Source organism: Streptomyces sp. NPDC088910 (assembly GCF_044749865.1).
Lineage (GTDB): Bacteria > Actinomycetota > Actinomycetes > Streptomycetales > Streptomycetaceae > Actinacidiphila.
Window position 1 is genome coordinate 307,349 of sequence record NZ_JBIVIV010000001.1, and the last position, 16,229, is coordinate 323,577.

16 protein-coding genes are annotated in these 16,229 nt (G+C 73.2%); 8 read left to right on the plus strand and 8 right to left on the minus strand.

The genetic code is table 11. The features are described 5' to 3' along the window. Positions 1–22: 22 nt before the first annotated feature. The gene (locus tag ACIP4Z_RS01310) at positions 23–1,738 is read right to left on the minus strand and encodes a lipopolysaccharide biosynthesis protein (protein ID WP_401304085.1); all 1,716 of its coding nucleotides are present in this window, start codon (positions 1,736–1,738) and stop codon (positions 23–25) included. Next, complete coding sequence (locus ACIP4Z_RS01315) at positions 1,735–3,051, minus strand: glycosyltransferase (RefSeq protein ID WP_391043668.1); 1,317 nt, start codon at positions 3,049–3,051, stop codon at positions 1,735–1,737. Before ACIP4Z_RS01315 ends, ACIP4Z_RS01310 begins: the two co-directional genes overlap by 4 nt. A gap of 218 nt (positions 3,052–3,269) precedes the next feature. Between ACIP4Z_RS01315 and ACIP4Z_RS01320 the strand changes: the two genes are divergently transcribed. Beyond that, entirely contained in the window at positions 3,270–3,728 is a 459-nt protein-coding gene (locus tag ACIP4Z_RS01320; protein WP_355334575.1) for an adenylyltransferase/cytidyltransferase family protein, read from the plus strand. Here ACIP4Z_RS01320 and ACIP4Z_RS01325 read toward each other — a convergent pair. Next, positions 3,706–4,398 (minus strand): CDP-alcohol phosphatidyltransferase family protein, encoded by a 693-nt coding sequence (locus tag ACIP4Z_RS01325; protein WP_401305014.1) that lies wholly within the window; start codon positions 4,396–4,398, stop codon positions 3,706–3,708. The two genes, ACIP4Z_RS01320 and ACIP4Z_RS01325, sit on opposite strands and share 23 nt — an antisense overlap. A 445-nt stretch (positions 4,399–4,843) precedes the next feature. Here ACIP4Z_RS01325 and ACIP4Z_RS01330 point away from each other — a divergent pair, with 445 nt between their 5' ends. Beyond that, positions 4,844–5,665 carry a polysaccharide deacetylase family protein gene (locus ACIP4Z_RS01330; RefSeq protein ID WP_401304089.1) on the plus strand — a complete coding sequence of 274 codons (822 nt, stop codon included), beginning with the start codon at positions 4,844–4,846 and terminating at the stop codon, positions 5,663–5,665. After that, positions 5,665–6,942: a hypothetical protein gene (locus ACIP4Z_RS01335; RefSeq protein ID WP_401304091.1), complete on the plus strand. Its 1,278-nt coding sequence runs from the start codon at positions 5,665–5,667 to the stop codon at positions 6,940–6,942. The genes ACIP4Z_RS01330 and ACIP4Z_RS01335 overlap by 1 nt, the downstream gene beginning before the upstream one ends. A 138-nt stretch (positions 6,943–7,080) precedes the next feature. On the opposite strand, the gene ACIP4Z_RS01340 is transcribed toward ACIP4Z_RS01335, so the two are convergent. From ACIP4Z_RS01340 to ACIP4Z_RS01350, 3 genes are all read right to left on the minus strand, one after another. Next, positions 7,081–8,181 (minus strand): serine hydrolase domain-containing protein, encoded by a 1,101-nt coding sequence (locus tag ACIP4Z_RS01340; RefSeq protein WP_401304094.1) that lies wholly within the window; start codon positions 8,179–8,181, stop codon positions 7,081–7,083. After that, positions 8,147–8,416, minus strand: a complete 270-nt coding sequence (locus ACIP4Z_RS01345) for a hypothetical protein (protein ID WP_355334759.1) — start codon at positions 8,414–8,416, stop codon at positions 8,147–8,149. The genes ACIP4Z_RS01340 and ACIP4Z_RS01345 overlap by 35 nt, the downstream gene beginning before the upstream one ends. Positions 8,417–8,487: 71 nt before the next feature. Next, positions 8,488–9,750 carry a multidrug effflux MFS transporter gene (locus tag ACIP4Z_RS01350; protein ID WP_355334753.1) on the minus strand — a complete coding sequence of 421 codons (1,263 nt, stop codon included), beginning with the start codon at positions 9,748–9,750 and terminating at the stop codon, positions 8,488–8,490. Between the two features lie 145 nt (positions 9,751–9,895). Between ACIP4Z_RS01350 and ACIP4Z_RS01355 the strand changes: the two genes are divergently transcribed. Further along, on the plus strand, positions 9,896–10,912 hold the full coding sequence (locus ACIP4Z_RS01355) for a Gfo/Idh/MocA family oxidoreductase (RefSeq protein ID WP_355334584.1): 1,017 nt from the start codon (positions 9,896–9,898) through the stop codon (positions 10,910–10,912). A gap of 154 nt (positions 10,913–11,066) precedes the next feature. Here the strand turns inward: ACIP4Z_RS01355 and ACIP4Z_RS01360 are convergent, their stop codons facing one another. Further along, the gene (locus ACIP4Z_RS01360) at positions 11,067–11,396 is read right to left on the minus strand and encodes a 4a-hydroxytetrahydrobiopterin dehydratase (RefSeq protein WP_391043658.1); all 330 of its coding nucleotides are present in this window, start codon (positions 11,394–11,396) and stop codon (positions 11,067–11,069) included. An 86-nt stretch (positions 11,397–11,482) separates the two neighbouring features. Here ACIP4Z_RS01360 and ACIP4Z_RS01365 point away from each other — a divergent pair, with 86 nt between their 5' ends. Both ACIP4Z_RS01365 and ACIP4Z_RS01370 read left to right on the plus strand, forming a co-directional pair. Next, positions 11,483–12,238, plus strand: coding sequence for an SDR family oxidoreductase (locus ACIP4Z_RS01365; protein WP_401304099.1), 756 nt, complete (start codon positions 11,483–11,485; stop codon positions 12,236–12,238). A 67-nt stretch (positions 12,239–12,305) separates the two neighbouring features. After that, positions 12,306–13,166 (plus strand): PhzF family phenazine biosynthesis isomerase, encoded by an 861-nt coding sequence (locus ACIP4Z_RS01370; protein ID WP_355334593.1) that lies wholly within the window; start codon positions 12,306–12,308, stop codon positions 13,164–13,166. Between the two features lie 18 nt (positions 13,167–13,184). Here ACIP4Z_RS01370 and ACIP4Z_RS01375 read toward each other — a convergent pair whose 3' ends face one another. Next, positions 13,185–14,069, minus strand: coding sequence for an SAM-dependent methyltransferase (locus ACIP4Z_RS01375; RefSeq protein ID WP_401304103.1), 885 nt, complete (start codon positions 14,067–14,069; stop codon positions 13,185–13,187). 199 nt (positions 14,070–14,268) lie between these two features. Here ACIP4Z_RS01375 and ACIP4Z_RS01380 point away from each other — a divergent pair, with 199 nt between their 5' ends. Both ACIP4Z_RS01380 and ACIP4Z_RS01385 read left to right on the plus strand, forming a co-directional pair. Beyond that, on the plus strand, positions 14,269–15,108 hold the full coding sequence (locus tag ACIP4Z_RS01380; protein ID WP_355334598.1) for a polysaccharide deacetylase family protein: 840 nt from the start codon (positions 14,269–14,271) through the stop codon (positions 15,106–15,108). 53 nt (positions 15,109–15,161) lie between these two features. Then, positions 15,162–16,178: an acetylxylan esterase gene (locus ACIP4Z_RS01385; protein ID WP_401304106.1), complete on the plus strand. Its 1,017-nt coding sequence runs from the start codon at positions 15,162–15,164 to the stop codon at positions 16,176–16,178. Positions 16,179–16,229: the final 51 nt, after the last annotated feature.

Sequence of the window (16,229 nt, forward strand, 5' to 3'; positions counted from 1 at the left end):
GGGCGCCGCGGGTCGGGGCCCGTCAAGGGACCGGGTGTCGTTCCGGAGCGGCCGGGCTGTGGGACTGGGCGGACGGCTCCCCGTCGTGGTGCCGGGGCTGCTGCGGTATCCCGCCGCCACCGGCGGAACCGCCGCTCCCCGTGCGGCCGGTGGCGGCCCTGCGGCGGCCGAGGCGGAAGCGGCGCCCGCCACCGGTCTCCGCGGCCGAGTGCAGGACCACGCCGAGCACGGCGCCGCCCGCCGCGTTGACCAGCTCGCGGACGCGGACGAGGTCGGCGCGGTGCACCTCGCGCGGGTCGCAGACCACGACCACGCCGTCGACCCGGTCGGCGAGCGCCAGCGCGTCGGCGTAGGCGAGGACCGCGGGGGCCAGTACGACCACGGCGGCGCCGGGGGTGTCGGCCTCGGAGAAGAGCCTGGTGGCCGGGGCCGAGGTGAGCGCACGGGCCACATTGCGCACCCGGCGGCCGGGCACGAGGTCGAAGGAGCCGGACTCGCCCGCGTCGATGGAGACTTGCAGCCCGGCGGGCCAGCCGCCCTCGCCGAGGCCCGGCGAGCGGGCCCAGCCGGGGCGCGCGCCGCCGTCGGCGGTGCGCAGCCGGGCCGACAGCGACGGGGTGCGCAGATCGGCCTCGACCAGCAGCACCTCCATGCCCATCTCGGCGAAGGACGCGGACAGGTTGACCGCGACGCCCGCCGCGGTGTCGCTGCTGCCGCGCGGCGCGACGACCAGCAGCCGCCGCCGGTCGGCGAAGCGCTTGTCGTGGGCGAGCCGGAAGCCGACCGCGCGGTACTCCTCGGCGAGCCGTCCGCCGCTCTGCCCCTCGGCGAGCAGCGACGCGGGGCCGCTGCCGCGTCGGCGGCGGCCGCGCGGCAGCGTGCCGAGCACCGGGGCGCCGAGCGTGCGCGTGACCTCGCCCTCGGAGCGGACGGTCGGGTCGAAGACCAGCCTGACCCAGGCGCCCAGCAGGCCGAGCGCGATACCGACGCCGCCGCCGAGGCCGAGCATCATCGGCAGTCCGGGACCCGCGGGGGCCTTGGGCGCCGCACCGGGCCTGATGATCGAGCCGGGCGTGGTGTCCAGGGCGCGCAGGCCGCTGATGTTGCCGTTGAGTTCGAGGATGCGCGAGAGCAGGTTGGTCTGCTGGGTGGTCAGGGCGCTGATCACCTGGGCGTTGACGGTGTTGTCGATCTGCTTGAGCAGGTCGTCGCGCTGCTTGTTGAGCGGGTCGAGCTGGGCCTTGTAGCCGTTGACCATCGTGTTGATGGTGGACTTGGTCTGCGCCTGCCGGTTCTCCAGATACGCCTTGGTGAAGGCGTTGACCCACAGCGCGGACTTGGCCGCGTTCCCGGTGCTGCACGTGAAGCGCAGGACGAGGGTGTTGGGCGGGTTGGTGACCTGGAGGCAGTGCTCCATGGCGTCGGCCGGTGCCTTGACGATCTTCGCCGCCGCGTCGGAGACGGTGCTGCTGACCGCGGTCTGCCGCTCGGAGCCGATGTCGATGCCCTTGTCGGCGGAGGCGCCGGTGGCGAACGGGTCGACGGTGGCGGCCCTGATCCGTACCTCGCTGGTGGCCGCGTAGGAGTCGGCGCCGGTCAGCGCGAGCCAGGCGCCGCCGAGGAGGCCGACCAGCACACCGGCCACGATCAGCGCCCGGTAGCGGATGAGCTGGCGGAACTGGTCGCGGAGCAGATCCGGTTCGTCCTGCGCCTCGGTGGCGCGCGTCGTGTCGCTCACTTGCCCACTGCCCCCTCGATCTCCCCGGTTCCCCCGGCCGTCCCGGGCTCCCGGGCCTCCCCGTCCTCAGGAGGCGTCTCGCGGGGCGCCCCCAGCGCCTCCGCGAGCAGTGCGTCGATCCGCGCGAGACCCGCCTCGCGGCTGAGATGCGCGTCCACGTACTCGGGCCCGCGCGCCCCCAGCGCGTCGGCCCTACCAGGATCATCGGCCAGAGCGCGTACTACGTCCAGCAGTGCACGCGGATCCTCCGGCGGTACGACGATTCCCGCCTCCGAGCGTTCCACTTCCTGGGCGGTGCCGCCCTCGGCCGCGACGGAGGCGACGACCGGCCGCCCGGCGGCGAAGTAGGAGGTGAGCTTGGAGGGGATGCTCATGTCGAGCACGGAGGCGCGCTGGGTGACCGCGAGCGCGTCGGCGGCGGCCAGCATGTCGGGGAAGTCGTCGTCATCGGCGGGGGGCGCGAATTCCAGGTTGGGCAGGCCGCCGGCCAGCGAGCGCAGGTGCTCGCGCTGGTTGCCGTCGCCCATCAGCACCACGCGCAGCGCCGGGTCGAGGCGCGCGGCCTCGACGAGCACTTCGAGGCCCTGTTTGAGGCCCATGTTCCCGGAGTGCAGCAGCACCGTCTGGCCCGGACGCCAGCCCAGCCTGGCGCGCATCTCCTCGCGCGGCCTGCTCGGGCGCTTGACGTGCGACCAGTTGGGCACCAGCCGTATTCGCTCCTCGGGCACGCCCATCGCGGCGACCTTGGCGACGAAGCTCTCGTGGATGACGCCGACCAGCGTGGCGCGCTTGAGCGCGTACGCCTCGACCGCGCCGGCCGCGGAGGCCGCCCTGCCGCCGCCGCGTATGCCGCTCTGCGCCGCCGCCGCGCCCATCAGGTCCTGCACGACGGGGATGTACGGGACGCCGTGCCGCCGGGCGATCCGGGCGCCGACCAGGCCGCCGCCGAGGCTGGGCATCTGGGCGATCACCGCGTCGGGGCGGTTCATCGCGGGCGGCGCGAGCAGGCCGTGGCCGAGCACGGTGGCCTCGAACAGGGCGCGGGTGACGGCGCTCTGGCGCGGCGGCACGAGGTGCTTGCGGCGGTGCACGCTGACCCCGGCGCGCCGCTCCTCGGTGCGCCACACCCGGGCGTACTCCGGGTCGAGCCGCCAGGCCGGGTAGTGCGGCATACCGGCCAGGACGTGCACCTCGTCGCCGTTCGCCGCCCAGTGTTCGGCGATCTGGGTCGCGTACGGACCGATCCCGGCGTGCTCAGGCGCGTAATTCGTGGAGACCAGCAGCAGACGGCGGCGCGCGCCGGACTCAGCCACGGAGTGTTCCCTTCCCCCGGCGTCCCCAGACCCCCCAGAGACCGCCAATGACGAACAAGTGCCCACCCTAGCTGTTCACCAGGAGAGCACACGCCCGCTTACCATCGGTTGTACTTTCGCTAATCGCCGCTTGACCGCAACACGGCACGGCTATCGTCTGAGACTCCGCGACGCTGGGGAGCGTCGCACAGCTCACCGTACGACCGGGGGGTCGTTTTATGTCACATCGGGTCGGTTACGCGCCTGGGGTCTACGACCTCTTCCACGTGGGGCATCTCAACATCCTGCGGCACGCCCGCAGCCAGTGCGACTACCTGGTCGCGGGCGTCGTCTCGGACGAGATGGCGCAGCTCGCCAAGGGCCGCAGTCCTGTGGTGCCGCTGGTGGAGCGGCTGGAGATCGTCCGCAGTGTGCGCTTCGTGGACGCGGCCTTCGTCGAGACGGTGCCGGACAAGCTGGAGACCTGGCAGCAGGTCCGCTTCGACGTGCTGTTCAAGGGCGACGACTGGCGCGGTACGGACAAGGGGCGCCGTCTGGAGCGGGACTTCGCGACGGTGGGCGTGGAGATCGTCTACTTCCCGTACACCGTGCACACGTCGAGCACCCAGCTCCGCAAGGCGCTCGACGTGCTGACCGAGCCGGCGCAGCCCTCGGTCAGACCCTCCGAAGCTCTCTGAACCACTTGGTGAGGAAGGCCGCGAGGAAGAGCGCGTGCACGGCGAAGAGGACCAGGTATCCGGTCCTGAAGGCGCTCTGGCTGCCGAGCAGCAGGAAGACCAGGCAGAAGACGCCGTAGTCGACGGGCAGCAGGGCGACCGCGCGCAGCCGTGAGGGCGGGGGTGACGGCGCGGGGGCCGCCCCCTGGCTCTTCGGCTCCTTCGGCTTGAGCTTGTCGGTGAGCAGGCCGCCGAAGAAGATCAGGACGGCGGCGAGCTGGAAGCCCAGCGGCAGCAGCAGCCAGCCGTCGCCCGGCAGGTCGAAGTGCCGGTAGAAGGTGATCAGCACGGCCGCGTGCACGGCGGTGATCTTCGCGCAGTCGACGACGTGGTCGAGCCACTCCCCCGCCGGGCTGCCCGCGCCGAGCAGCCGGGCGAGCTGTCCGTCGGCGGAGTCGAAGGCGAAGCCGACCACCAGGCCCGCCCACACGGCGAGGGCCAGCGGCCACGAGGGGCGGCCGAGCGCGAGCGCGGCGACGGCCGCGCCGCTGAACACGGCGCTGACCAGGGTCACCTGATTGGGCGTCAGTCCGATCCGGTACGCCCCCGCGGCGAGCACCCGGCCGACCGGCCGGTTCACATAACGGGAGTAGAGCGACACGCCCTTGGCGGTCTTCTGCGCGGCGCGCAGCCGCCGGACGGCGGTCAGGAATCCGGCGTCGCGGACAGGCGCGGTACGCGTGCCGCGCGCCACCACCGGGCCCGCGCCGCCGTTCGTCGCGGGGGTCGGACCTTCGCCCGCGTCGCCGTATGTCCCCGGGGACGTCCCGGCGCCCGGGGCGCCGCCCGCGTCCATGCCGACGCCGCTACCGGCGCCCGTGTCGGCGCTGTCGCCCGCACGGGCATCCGTGCCGCCGTCCGTCCCGGCACCCGTCCCCGCCGTTGTCCCGGCCACGCAGCCCCCCACGCACCTCTTCGCGGTCACCCGCGGTCCACCCCCCGGTCACCGCGGCGCGGTGCCTTCGTCGGCCCATGATGGCAGGCGGCCCAGCGGACTGACTCATCCGTGCGACTCCGCGCGACGCGGGCCCGGCGACATGGGCCGAAAGTGGCGTTACGTCATAAGGTGATGCCCGATGTCCATCTCCCGCCGAAATCTGCTGCAAGTGACCGCGTCCGGGGCGCTGCTGGCCGGGTGCTCCGACGGCCGTCCGTCCGGCGCCGCACCCGCCCCCGCGCCCGGCACGTCGTCCTCGCCCTCGTCCCCCGCGTCCCCCGCCTCCACCGGCGCGCCCTCGTCCCCGCCGCACGCGCCCGCTGGGGAGCCCGCCACGTCCGCGCCGCCGCTGCCGCCCGGCCTGCCCGACCAGATCGAGCACGGCCCGCGCGACCGCGAGCGGCTCGCCCTCACCTTCCACGGCCAGGGCGAACCGGCGCTGGCCACGGCGCTGCTGGCCGAGGCGGAGAAGGCCGGGGCGCGGGTGACCGTGCTGGCGGTCGGCGCCTGGCTCGACACGTATCCGCGGCTCGCCCGCCGGATTCTGGACGGCGGTCACGAACTGGGCAACCACACCCAGACGCACGGCGACATCGGCGCGATGGACGCCGCCGCGGCCACCGCGGAGATCGAGGGCTGCGCCCGGCGGCTGACCGAGCTCACGGGCTCGCGGGGCCGCTGGTTCCGCCCGTCCCAGGCGCGGATGGCGACCCCGCTGGTGGTGAGACTCGCCCGCGAGGCGGGCTACCCGCACGTGCTGTCGTACGACGTCGACCCGCTCGACTACACCGACCCGGGGGCCGACCGGGTGCGCGCCGCGGTGGCCGCCCAGGCACGCGCGGGCTCGGTGGTCTCCCTGCACTTCGGGCACTCCGGCACGGTCGCCGCGCTGCCCGGGATCCTCGACGACCTGCACCGCCGGGGCCTCCGCGCGGTCACGACCTCGGAGCTGCTGACCTGATGCGCCGCATCCCGTTCCGTACCCCGCACCCGGCCCCCGGCCACTCCCGGCCGCCCGCGGTCTCCGCCCGCACGCTCCTCGTGGCGGGCGCCGCCACCGCCGCCGTACTCGCGGGCGGTGTGCTCACCGCGGGCTGCGGTACGACGGCCACCGGCGGGCACCCGCACGCGACCGCCTCCGCCAAGGCCGCCAAAGCCGCCGCCGGGGCGACACCGCAGTCCGCGCCGCGCGTCCCGGCCGCCGGGCAGGGCCTGCCGGGCATGCCGCCGCCGCTCGACCCGAAGGACGTCTACGCCGCCGACCGGCCGAACGCGCTGTCCCCCGTGGTGCGGAACTTCCCTTCGCGGGTCTACGTGCCGAACACCGACTCCAACACGGTCTCGGTCATCGACCCGAAGACGTACAAGGTCATCGAGACGATCCCGGTCGGCGAGCAGCCGCAGCACGTGGTGCCGTCGTGGGACCTGAAAACGCTGTGGGTCAACAACGACGTCGGCAACACCCTCACCCCGCTCGACCCGGCCACCGGCACGGCGGGTCCGACGGTCGACGTGCACGACCCGTACAACCTGTACTTCACGCCGGACGGCAAGTACGCGGTGGTGATGGCGTCGCTCGACCGCGAGCTGGTCTTCCGTGACGCGCACACGATGGCGGTCAAGAAGACCGTGCCGGTGAGCTGTTACGGCGTGAACCACGCGGACTTCTCGCCCGACGGCCGGTACTTCATCGTGTCCTGCGAGTTCTCCGGCGAACTGCTGAAGGTCGACACGGCGGAGATGAAGGTCGTCGGCCAGCAGCGGCTGCCGTTCGAGGGCGCGATGCCGCAGGACGTGAAGATCTCGCCGGACGGCAAGACCTGGTACATCGCCGACATGATGGCCGACGGCGTGTGGGTGATGAACGGCGACACCTTCTCCAAGCCGACGCTGCTGCGCACCGGCAAGGGCGCGCACGGCCTGTACGTCTCGCGCGACTCGAAGGTGATGTACATCTCCAACCGCGGCGAGGGCTCGATCTCGCTGCTCGACTTCGCCACCGGCAAGCTGGTCCGCAAGTGGCACATCGAGGGCGGCGGCAGCCCCGACATGGGCGGGGTGTCCGCGGACGGCAAGGTGCTGTGGCTGTCCGGGCGGTATGACGGCGAGGTGTACGCGATCGACACCGCGGACGGGCGCACCCTGGCGAAGATCCCGGTCGGCTCGGGACCGCACGGCCTGGCCGTCTACCCGCAGCCGGGCCGCTACTCGCTCGGCCACACCGGCATCTTCCGCTGAACGGCCGTACGGGCGTCGTCCGTTGAACGGCCGCACGGCGCACTGCGTTGGACGGCCGCACGCGCGGACCGCGTTGAACGGCCGCACGGGCGTCTCATGTTCAACGGCCGCACGGGCGCCCCGCGTTGAGCAGGCCCGCTACCCGGGCCCCGCGGTTCCGGCCTTGAGGATCGCCCTGGCCAGTCCGGTCGCGGCGGCGGCGCGGGGCGCGCTGCCGTCGCGCCAGGTCCTGGTCGGGTGGACGGAGTTGGCGAGCAGCACGAGAAAGCTGTCGCTCTCCGGGTCGACCACGAGGCTCGTGCCGGTGAAACCGGTGTGCCCGTACGCGCCGCGCCCGGCCAACTCGCCCATGAACCACGCCTGGTCGGTCTCGAAGCCGCCCCAGGGCCCGCCCCGGTCGAGCAGCGCCCGGCAGAACAGCGCCAGGTCCCAGGCCGTCGAGAACAGCCCGGCGTGCCCGCTGACCCCGCCCATCGCGTACGCGTTCTCGTCGTGCACGCTCCCGCGCACCATGCCGCGGTCGAGCCTGCCCCACGGCCGCCGCTGGTCCTCGGTGGCCGCGATCCGCGACAGCGCGGCGGACGGCGGGTTGAAGCCGGTGTCAAGCATGCCGAGGGGGCCGGTGACCTCCTCGCTGATCAGTACCGCGAGCGGGCGGCCCGTGGCGGCCTCCAGCGCGTACTGGACCGCGATGAGGTTCAGGTCGGAGTAGACCCGCAGGGTGCCCGGCGGGTGCACCGGCTCCTCGTCCCACAGCATCCGCGCCCGGCCCTGCGCCGTCGGCCGGTCGTAGAAGGGCAGTTCGGGGCGCAGGCCCGAGGTGTGGTCGAGGAGCTGCCGTACGGTGATCGCGCCCTTGCCCGCCGCGCCGAACTCCGGCACGTACGCGGCGACCTCCCGGTCCTGGTCGAGGTGGGTGGCCGCGACGGTGGCCGTGAAGAGCTTGGTGAGCGAGGCCAGGTCGAAGACGGTGTCCTCGCGCATCGGCACCCACTGCCCCGGCGGCAGCTCCACGCCGACGTCCGCGCTCTCGTCGTACGCGCCGTAGCGCACCGCCCAGCCGACCGCCTCGTGCAACGCGACGGTCCTGCCCCGGCCGGCCAGCACGACGGCGCCCGCGCACCAGGGGCGCGCGGGCGCCGGGCGCGTGTACGCGGCCAGCGCGGGGACGATACGGCTCAGCTCTGCGGCGTCGAGACCCGCCTCAGGGCAGGTACCTCTCGACAGCGGCGGCGCCATGTTCCTCCAGTGCTCTGCGGGCCTTCTCGATCCGTTCCGGCGTGGGCTCACGGCCGGAGAGCAGTACCAGGTCCTCCGGGCTCACCGAGCCGTCGGCCGCCCCCTCCGCGCCCGTGCGCAGGGAGCTGTCGGCGCTCTTGAACGCCCATGTGCGCTCGTCGTCGCCCGGCTCGGCGAGCCGGTCGGTACGCGCGCCCACGCTCTTTCCGGGGCTCTCGTCCGCGGTATCGGACATCGCATCCTCCTGATGGCCCGCGGGCCTCCTGATGGTCCGCGCCGCGAGCCGCCTGATGGCCCGCGTGCCGCCTAGGGTCCCTCCACGGTACGACGCCCGCGCACGCACAGCCCGACGAAACAGGCGACGGCCACGAGTGCGCAGGTCAACTGCACGAGGGCCATCGGCACCGCGGTGCCGTCACCGGCCACTCCGGCCAGCGGCGACGCGAGGGCGCCGATCAGGAAGGACGAGGTGCCCACCAGCGCGGACGCCGAGCCCACGTCCCGCTTGACGCGCAGCAGCGCCAGTGTGTTCGCGGTGGGCAGGGTCAGGCCCATCGACGCCATCAGCACGAAGAGCGCGGCGGAGACGGCGGGCAGTCCCGCCCGGCCGAAGACGCCGGTGGTCAGCAGCACCAAGGCCACCGAGGCGGTGGTGATCAGCGCGAGCCCGATCGTGAGGATCTTCTCCATCGCGACCCGGCCGACCAGCACCTTGCCGTTGAGCTGGCCCACGCCGACGATGCCGATGGAGTTCAGCCCGAACAGCAGGCTGAAGGTCTGCGGCGAGGCGCCGTAGATGTCCTGGATGACGAAGGCGGACGCGGACACGTAGGTGAACAGCGCCGCGAAGGCGAAGCTGCCCGAGAGGACGTACCCGGTGAAGATCCGGTCGCCGAGCAGCCGCTTGACCGCGCCGAAGGTGCCGAGCAGCCCGCCGGAGTGCCGGCGCTCGGGCGGCAGCGTCTCGTGCAGCCAGCGCCACACCACCAGGGTGAGCAGGACGCCGATCACGGTGAGGACGGCGAAGACGCCGCGCCAGTCGGTGATCCGCAGGATCTGGCCGCCGATCACCGGGGCGACGATCGGGGCGACGCCGGAGATCAGCATCAGGGTGGAGAAGAAACGGGCCATCTCCACGCCGTCGTAGAGGTCGCGGACGACCGCGCGGGCGATGACGATGCCCGCCGCGCCCGCCAGGCCCTGGATCAGCCGGAAGGTGATCAGCAGGCCCGCCGAGGGCGCGAAGGCGCAGACGGCGGTGGCGAGGATGTAGATGACCATGCCGGTCAGCAGGGGACGGCGGCGTCCCCAGCGGTCGCTGAGCGGCCCGACCACGAGCTGGCCGAGCGCCATGCCCGCGAGGCAGGCGGTGAGGGTGAGCTGCGCCGTCGCCGCGGTGCTGTGCAGGGCGTCGGTGACCTGGGGCAGCGCGGGCAGATACATGTCCATCGACAACGGCGGCACCGCGGTGAGGCCGCCGAGAACGAGCGTGACGAGCAGGCCGGTACGGCGCTGCGTGCCGATGGTCGGGGTAGGGGTGGTGGTGTGGGTGGTGGTGACATCGGTGATGTCAGCGGTGTGCGCGGGTATGGGCGGCCCGGCGTCCTGCACGGCACTCTCCGTAGGTGGTAGTTGAACCGTTCTCTATCCTTCCAGTGATCGCGCACGACCGAGACCACGTTTTGACCCTGACCGACGAGTGGGAGACCGACCGATGAGCGACGACGGCGTACGGACCATCCGCTGGGGCATCCTGGCGACCGGCGGGATCGCCGCGACCTTCACCGAGGCGTTGCTGACGCTGCCGGACGCGGAGGTCGTCGCCGTGGGCTCGCGCACCCTCGAGGGCGCGAAGGCGTTCGCCGAGCGGTACGGGATCGCGCGCGCGTACGGCTCCTGGGCGGAGCTGGCCGCGGACGACGGGGTCGACGTGGTGTACGTCGCCACGCCGCACTCCGCGCACCGCGAGGCGACCGGGATCTGTCTGGAGGCCGGGCGGGCCGTGCTGTGCGAGAAGGCGTTCACCATCAACGCCCGTGAGGCGCACGAGCTGGTGGACCTCGCCCGCGACCGCGGCCTGTTCCTCATGGAGGCCATGTGGATGTACTGCAACCCGCTGATCCGGCACATGCTCGCGCTCATCGCCGAGGGCCTGATCGGTGAGGTGCGGGACGTCTCGGCCGCCTTCGGTTTCTCCGGGGACTTCCCCGCCACCCACCGGCTGCGCGACCCCGACCAGGGCGGCGGCGCCCTGCTCGACCTCGGCGTCTACCCGGTCTCCTTCGCCCAGCTCCTGCTCGGCGAGCCCGACGAGGTCCGGGCGTGGTCCCACCTCACGCCCGAGCGCGTGGACGACAACACCGGCATCGTCCTGGGCTGGAACGACGGCGCCGTCGCCACTTTGACCTGCTCCATCACCGCCGACACCGGCGCCCGCGCCGTCGTCACCGGCAGCGCCGGCCGCATCGAGCTTCCCGAGGGCTTCTTCAACCCCGAGCGCTTCGTCGTCCACCGCCAGGGCGAGGAGCCCCGCACCGTCCTCTTCTCCGACGTCGTCGCCGACGGCCTCACCCGCGGCACCATGGCCTACGAGGCCGCCGAAGTCATGCGCTGCCTCCGCGCCGACGAACTCGAGTCCCCCCTCGTCCCCCTCGCCGGCTCCCTCTCCATCATGCGAACCCTCGACACCATCCGCGAACACACCGGCGTCACCTACCCCGGCATCGACTAGGGCCTGTCCGCGACGTGCCCCGTCACGGGCGCCGGGGCACCTCCCGGCCGAAGGCCGGGGGGGAACCGCGCGAGCAACCCACCACCGGCGGGTGGTCCGGAGACCACCGGACTGCCCCGCCGGGGCGGGTGGTGACCCGCGGGAGCGCCGCGGCTCAGGCGGCGGAGTGGGCCGGGGCGATGGCCTCGATGCGGGCGGCGAGGTCGAAGTCCTTGGCGGTGAGGCGCCCACCGGCGGCGTGGGTGGTGAGGGCCACCGTCAAGGTGTCGTAGCCGAGGGTGAGTTCCGAGTGATGGTCGAGCTCGGCTTGGATACCCGCGATGTGCAGCGCGAAGATCGCGGCGGGAAGGTGCGCCAACCGGTAGACCCGCCGGAGCGAGGCGGCGCCGTCGGCGCCGTCACCACCGGGCAGCACCTCCCAGCCGGGAAGCCCGGCGAGCCGCGCGGCCACCTGGTCGGACGAGAGCGGTTCGGCGTAGGGCATCCGGGGGCCTCCACGGAAAAGGGGCGGGCGGGTGGGCGGGCGGGCGAATTCATCCTCGCACCGCCCAGCGCATAACCTGCGGTGCCATGAGCGAGAACGAGCGAGTCGCGGTCGTCACGGGTGCGGGTTCGGGCATCGGCCGGTCCGTCGCGGTGGAACTGGCGGCGGCCGGCTGGACGGTACTGCTGGCGGGCCGCCGCGAAAAGGCGCTGGCCGAGACGGCGGAGCTGGCGGCGGCCGGCCCCGGACGGACTCTGACCGTACCGACCGACGTCACCCGTCCGGAGGACGTGGAGCGACTGTTCGCGCGGGACACCGCCCCCGGCCGCCTGGACCTGCTGTTCAACAACGCCGGGATGTTCGGCCCGCCGGTCCCGGTCGAGGACCTGTCGTACGACGAGTGGCGCGCCGTCGTGGACGTGAATCTGCACGGCGCGTTCCTGTGCGCGCAGGCGGCGTTCCGGCGGATGAAGGACCAGGACCCGTCCGGCGGCCGGATCATCAACAACGGCTCCGTCTCGGCCCACGTCCCGCGCCCGCACAGCATCGCCTACACCGCGACCAAGCACGCCATGACCGGCCTGACGAAGTCGCTGTCGCTGGACGGCCGCCCGTACCGCATCGCCTGCGGCCAGATCGACATCGGCAACGCGGCGACCGAGATGACGGCCCGGATGCGGACCGGGATTCTCCAGGCGAACGGCACCACGGCCGTCGAGCCGGTGATGGACGTCGCCGACGTGGCCCGTACGGTGCGGCACATGGCCGAGCTGCCGCTGGAGGCCAACGTGCAGTTCGCGACGGTGACGGCGACGACGATGCCGTTCATCGGACGCGGCTGAGGGCGCGCCGCGCCCGGCGGCGACAGCCACGGGAATACGCGCGGGACGGCGCCGGGTTGGAGCGGTCATGACGACACCCTCGGGGCCCGACATCCTGCGCTACACGGCCTTCTCCGACGACCCCGAAGGCGGCAACCCCGCCGGGGTCGTCCTCGACGCCTCGGCGCTCGACGCCCCCGGCATGCTGGCCGTCGCCGCCGACGTCGGCTACTCCGAGACCGCCTTCGTCACGGCGACGGACGGCCGCACGCTGACCGTGCGGTACTTCAGCCCGAAGGCGGAGGTCTCCTTCTGCGGCCACGCCACCCTCGCCACCGCCGTGGCGGTGGCGGACCGACTCGGCGCGGGCGACCTGCTGTTCCGCACCCGGGCGGGCGACGTCCCGGTCACCGTCTCGACCGGCCCGGACGGTACGCCGCTGGCGACGATGACCAGCGTCGAGCCGTACGTCGAGGACATCGCGCCCGACGCCCTCGCCGAGGCGCTGGCCGCCCTCGACTGGCCCGCCGCCGACCTCGACCCGGCCTTCCCGCCCCGGGTCGCGTACGCGGGCGCCCGCCATCTGGTGCTGGCCGCGGCCACCCGCGAGCGGCTCGCCGACCTCGCCTACGACTTCGACCGGCTCGCCGCGCTGATGACCGCCGTGGACCTGACCACCGTCCAACTCCTGTGGCGCGAGAGCCCGTCGGTCTTCCACGTCCGCGACCCGTTCCCGGTCGGCGGTGTGGTCGAGGACCCAGCGACCGGCGCCGCCGCGCTGGCCCTGGGCGCGTACCTGCGCGACCTCGGCCTGGTCGCCCCGCCGGCCACCCTCACCCTCCACCAGGGCCACGACCTCGGCCGCCCGGCCACCCTCACGGTCACCGTCCCGCCGCCCGCGACCCCGTACATCCAGGTCACGGGCACGGCCGTCCCGATCCCGGCGTAAGGCCACCGTCCCGGCGGGTCAGACCGCTTCCTTCTCCCATACCGAGACGTGCCGGGTGCTGTCCTGCGTGAACGGCTCGCGCGACCAGCCCGCCCACCGCTCCCGCAGCCGCATGCCCGCCAGTTGGGCCATCAGGTCCAGCTCGGCGGGCCAGACGTAGCGGAACGGCGTCGAGGTGACCTGTCCCCTGCCGTCCTCGGTGACCGTCACGTAGTGGCAGGTCGCGTCCTGCGTGACCGTGTCGTAGACGGTGTACGAGCAGCCGTCGGGGCCGGTGTGGAACGGCACGACGTTCTGTCCGTGCGGGATCTTCCGCAGCTCGGGGACCATGACCTCCACGACGAACCGGCCGCCGGGGCGCAGGTGCGCCGCCGCGTTGCGGAAGCAGGCGACCTGTGACTCCTGCGTGGCGAGGTTCATGACGGTGTTGAACACCAGGTAGGCCAGCGCGTATCCGCCGCCGTCACCGTTGCCGTTCCCGTCCGCGGTCCCGTCCGTGCTCGCGTTTCCGCCCGCGGTCCCGTCCGTGCTCGCGTTCCCTTCCGCGGTCCCCGCCGCGTACCCTTCCGCCGTCGTCGTCGCGATGTCCCCGATCGTGACGGGGATGTCCCGTCCGCCGGGCTTGGCCCGCAGCCGGGCCACCATCGCGCGCGACATGTCGATGCCCGCCACCGGCACACCGCGCTCGGCGAGCGGCACCGCGATCCGGCCGGTCCCGATGGCCAGTTCCAGCGCCCGCCCGCCGCCGGCCTGGTCCGCGAGGAAGTCCACCGTCCGCCGCACCACGCCCGGATCGAACTCCTCACTCGTGTCCGCGTCGTACCGCCCGGCCACGTCTTCGCCGAAGTACCCGTCGTCGTGTCCATCGTCGTGTCCGTCGTCGTGTCCGTCGTCATTGCTCACGCGCCGGACGCTAACCCGATCCCCGGGACGGCCGCGCCCGATTATTCCCGGCCACCACGGCCTGCACCGGCCTGCTCCGCCGCCCCGGCCGCCCGCGCTGTCCTGGCCGGGGGGCCGTGAGGTGGGCGGATACGGCGTGGATAGAGTGCTGGACGGTCCGCGCGAGCGGGCGTCCGTCACGACGAGGGGGAACTCGCGCATGCGCAGCACGACCGGGGCACGCAGGGCCGGAATCGGGGCCGAGGCCGGGCGGCGGGTGCGGCTCGGGGCCGCGGTCGTGGTCACGGCGGCGCTGGGCCTCGGGCTGGCCGGGTGCAACGGGTACCAGAGCACGTCGCCGTCGGCCGCGCGCAAGCATGTGGCGGCGGACGGCACGACGGCCGCCTTCGCGCAGGGTGCGGACGGGCCCGTGGACTGCCGGAAGGCGAAGTGCGTGGCGCTGACCTTCGACGCGGGGCCGAGCGTGCGGGCGCCGCAGATCATGAGCATTCTGCGGAAGTACCACGTGCACGCGACCTTCTTCACGCTCGGCAAGAACCACGTGATGAAGCACCCGCAGATGGTGCGGGACATGGTGGCGCAGGGCGACGAGGTGGAGACGCTGACCTGGTCCCACCAGATCCTCACCAAGATCAGCTCGTCCGAGATCCGCAAGGAGATCACCGAGGGGCGGGACGCGGTGCAGAAGGTGACCGGCGTCCGGCCGATGCTGCTGCGCCCGCCGCAGGGCCGTACGAGCAGCAAGGTGACGGCCATCGCGCGGGACCTGGGCATGGCGGAGGTGGTGTGGAGCGCCAACGGCCAGGACTACCGGACCACCGACTCCGCGCTGATCGCCAAGCGCATCCTCCAGCAGACCAAGCCGGACGGCATCATCCTGCTGCACGATCTGGTCGACCCGACGAACAAGGGCTACAACGGCACGGTCGCGTCGATCGCGCCGATCGTCTCCACGCTCCAGGCCCGCGGCTACACCTTCGTCACCGTCTCCCAACTCCTCGCGCCGGGCACACCGCAGCCCGGCAAGGTCTACAAGTAGCCACGCCCCGAACGACGTTCACAGCGAAGCCCTGACTGACGAAGGCGGACCCGATGGCCCTGTTCGACCTGCCCCTCGACGAACTCCGCGCGTACCGCAGCCGGTCCGCGGAGCCCGCCGACTTCGACGCCTTCTGGTCGCAGACCCTGGAGGAGGCCCGCGCGCACCCGCTCGAGGCGCGGTTCGAGCCGGTACGGACCGGGCTCTCGACGGTCGACGTGTACGACGTCACCTTCGCGGGCTTCGGCGGCCAGCCGGTCAAGGGCTGGTTCGTGGCGCCCGCCCACGCGGCCGAACCCCTGCCGCTGCTGGTCGAGTTCGTCGGCTACGGCGGTGGGCGCGGCCTGCCGCACACCCATCTGCTGTGGGCCTCGGCCGGTTTCGCGCACCTGGTGATGGACACCCGTGGCCAGGGCAGCGGTTGGTCCGTCGGTGACACCCCCGACGAGGCGGGCAGCGGGCCCGCCGTCCCCGGTTTCATGACCCGTGGCATCGAGGACCCGCGATCCTTCTACTACCGCCGGGTGTTCACCGACGCGGTGCGCGCCGTCGAGGCGGGCCGCGCGCACCCGTTGACCGACGCCGCGCGTACGGTCGCGCTCGGCACCAGCCAGGGCGGCGGGATCACGCTGGCCGTCGCGGGCCTCGTACCGGACCTGGCGGCCGTCGCCCCCGACGTCCCCTTCCTGTGCGACTTCCCGCGCGCGATCCGGCTCACCGACCGCGACCCGTACCGCGAGGTGGGCCGCTACCTCAACACCCACCGCGCGAGCGTCGACCGGGTCACCCGGACGCTGTCCTACTTCGACGGCGTCCACTTCGCGGCTCGCGCCAACGCCCCCGCCCTCTTCTCCACCGCGCTCGAAGACCAGACGTGCCCGCCGTCCACCGTCTTCGCCGCCTTCAACGCCTACGCGCACGCCGACAAGCAGATCGAGATCTACGACTTCAACGGTCACGAGGGCGGTGGTCCTCACCAAGAGGCCACCCGCCTCGACTGGCTCCCCAACCACCTCACCCCCCGCCGCCCGGCCTCGGAGGACGGGAGCCCCGCCCCGTCGGGGCCGTGAATCCTCGCCTCAACTGCGCGCAGGAGGACGCCCTGCGCGACGCCCCGGACC

Excerpts from the sequence above, each read along its gene's own strand:
- ACIP4Z_RS01365 (WP_401304099.1), top strand. The coding sequence starts at position 11,483 with ATGAGCGAGAACGAGCGAGTCGCGGTCGTCACGGGTGCGGGTTCGGGC.
- ACIP4Z_RS01370 (WP_355334593.1), top strand. The coding sequence starts at position 12,306 with ATGACGACACCCTCGGGGCCCGACATCCTGCGCTACACGGCCTTCTCC.
- ACIP4Z_RS01360 (WP_391043658.1), bottom strand. The coding sequence starts at position 11,396 with ATGCCCTACGCCGAACCGCTCTCGTCCGACCAGGTGGCCGCGCGGCTC.
- ACIP4Z_RS01380 (WP_355334598.1), top strand. The coding sequence starts at position 14,269 with ATGCGCAGCACGACCGGGGCACGCAGGGCCGGAATCGGGGCCGAGGCC.
- ACIP4Z_RS01385 (WP_401304106.1), top strand. The coding sequence starts at position 15,162 with ATGGCCCTGTTCGACCTGCCCCTCGACGAACTCCGCGCGTACCGCAGC.
- ACIP4Z_RS01340 (WP_401304094.1), bottom strand. The coding sequence starts at position 8,181 with ATGGCGCCGCCGCTGTCGAGAGGTACCTGCCCTGAGGCGGGTCTCGAC.
- ACIP4Z_RS01355 (WP_355334584.1), top strand. The coding sequence starts at position 9,896 with ATGAGCGACGACGGCGTACGGACCATCCGCTGGGGCATCCTGGCGACC.
- ACIP4Z_RS01335 (WP_401304091.1), top strand. The coding sequence starts at position 5,665 with ATGCGCCGCATCCCGTTCCGTACCCCGCACCCGGCCCCCGGCCACTCC.
- ACIP4Z_RS01345 (WP_355334759.1), bottom strand. The coding sequence starts at position 8,416 with ATGTCCGATACCGCGGACGAGAGCCCCGGAAAGAGCGTGGGCGCGCGT.
- ACIP4Z_RS01330 (WP_401304089.1), top strand. The coding sequence starts at position 4,844 with ATGTCCATCTCCCGCCGAAATCTGCTGCAAGTGACCGCGTCCGGGGCG.
- ACIP4Z_RS01320 (WP_355334575.1), top strand. The coding sequence starts at position 3,270 with ATGTCACATCGGGTCGGTTACGCGCCTGGGGTCTACGACCTCTTCCAC.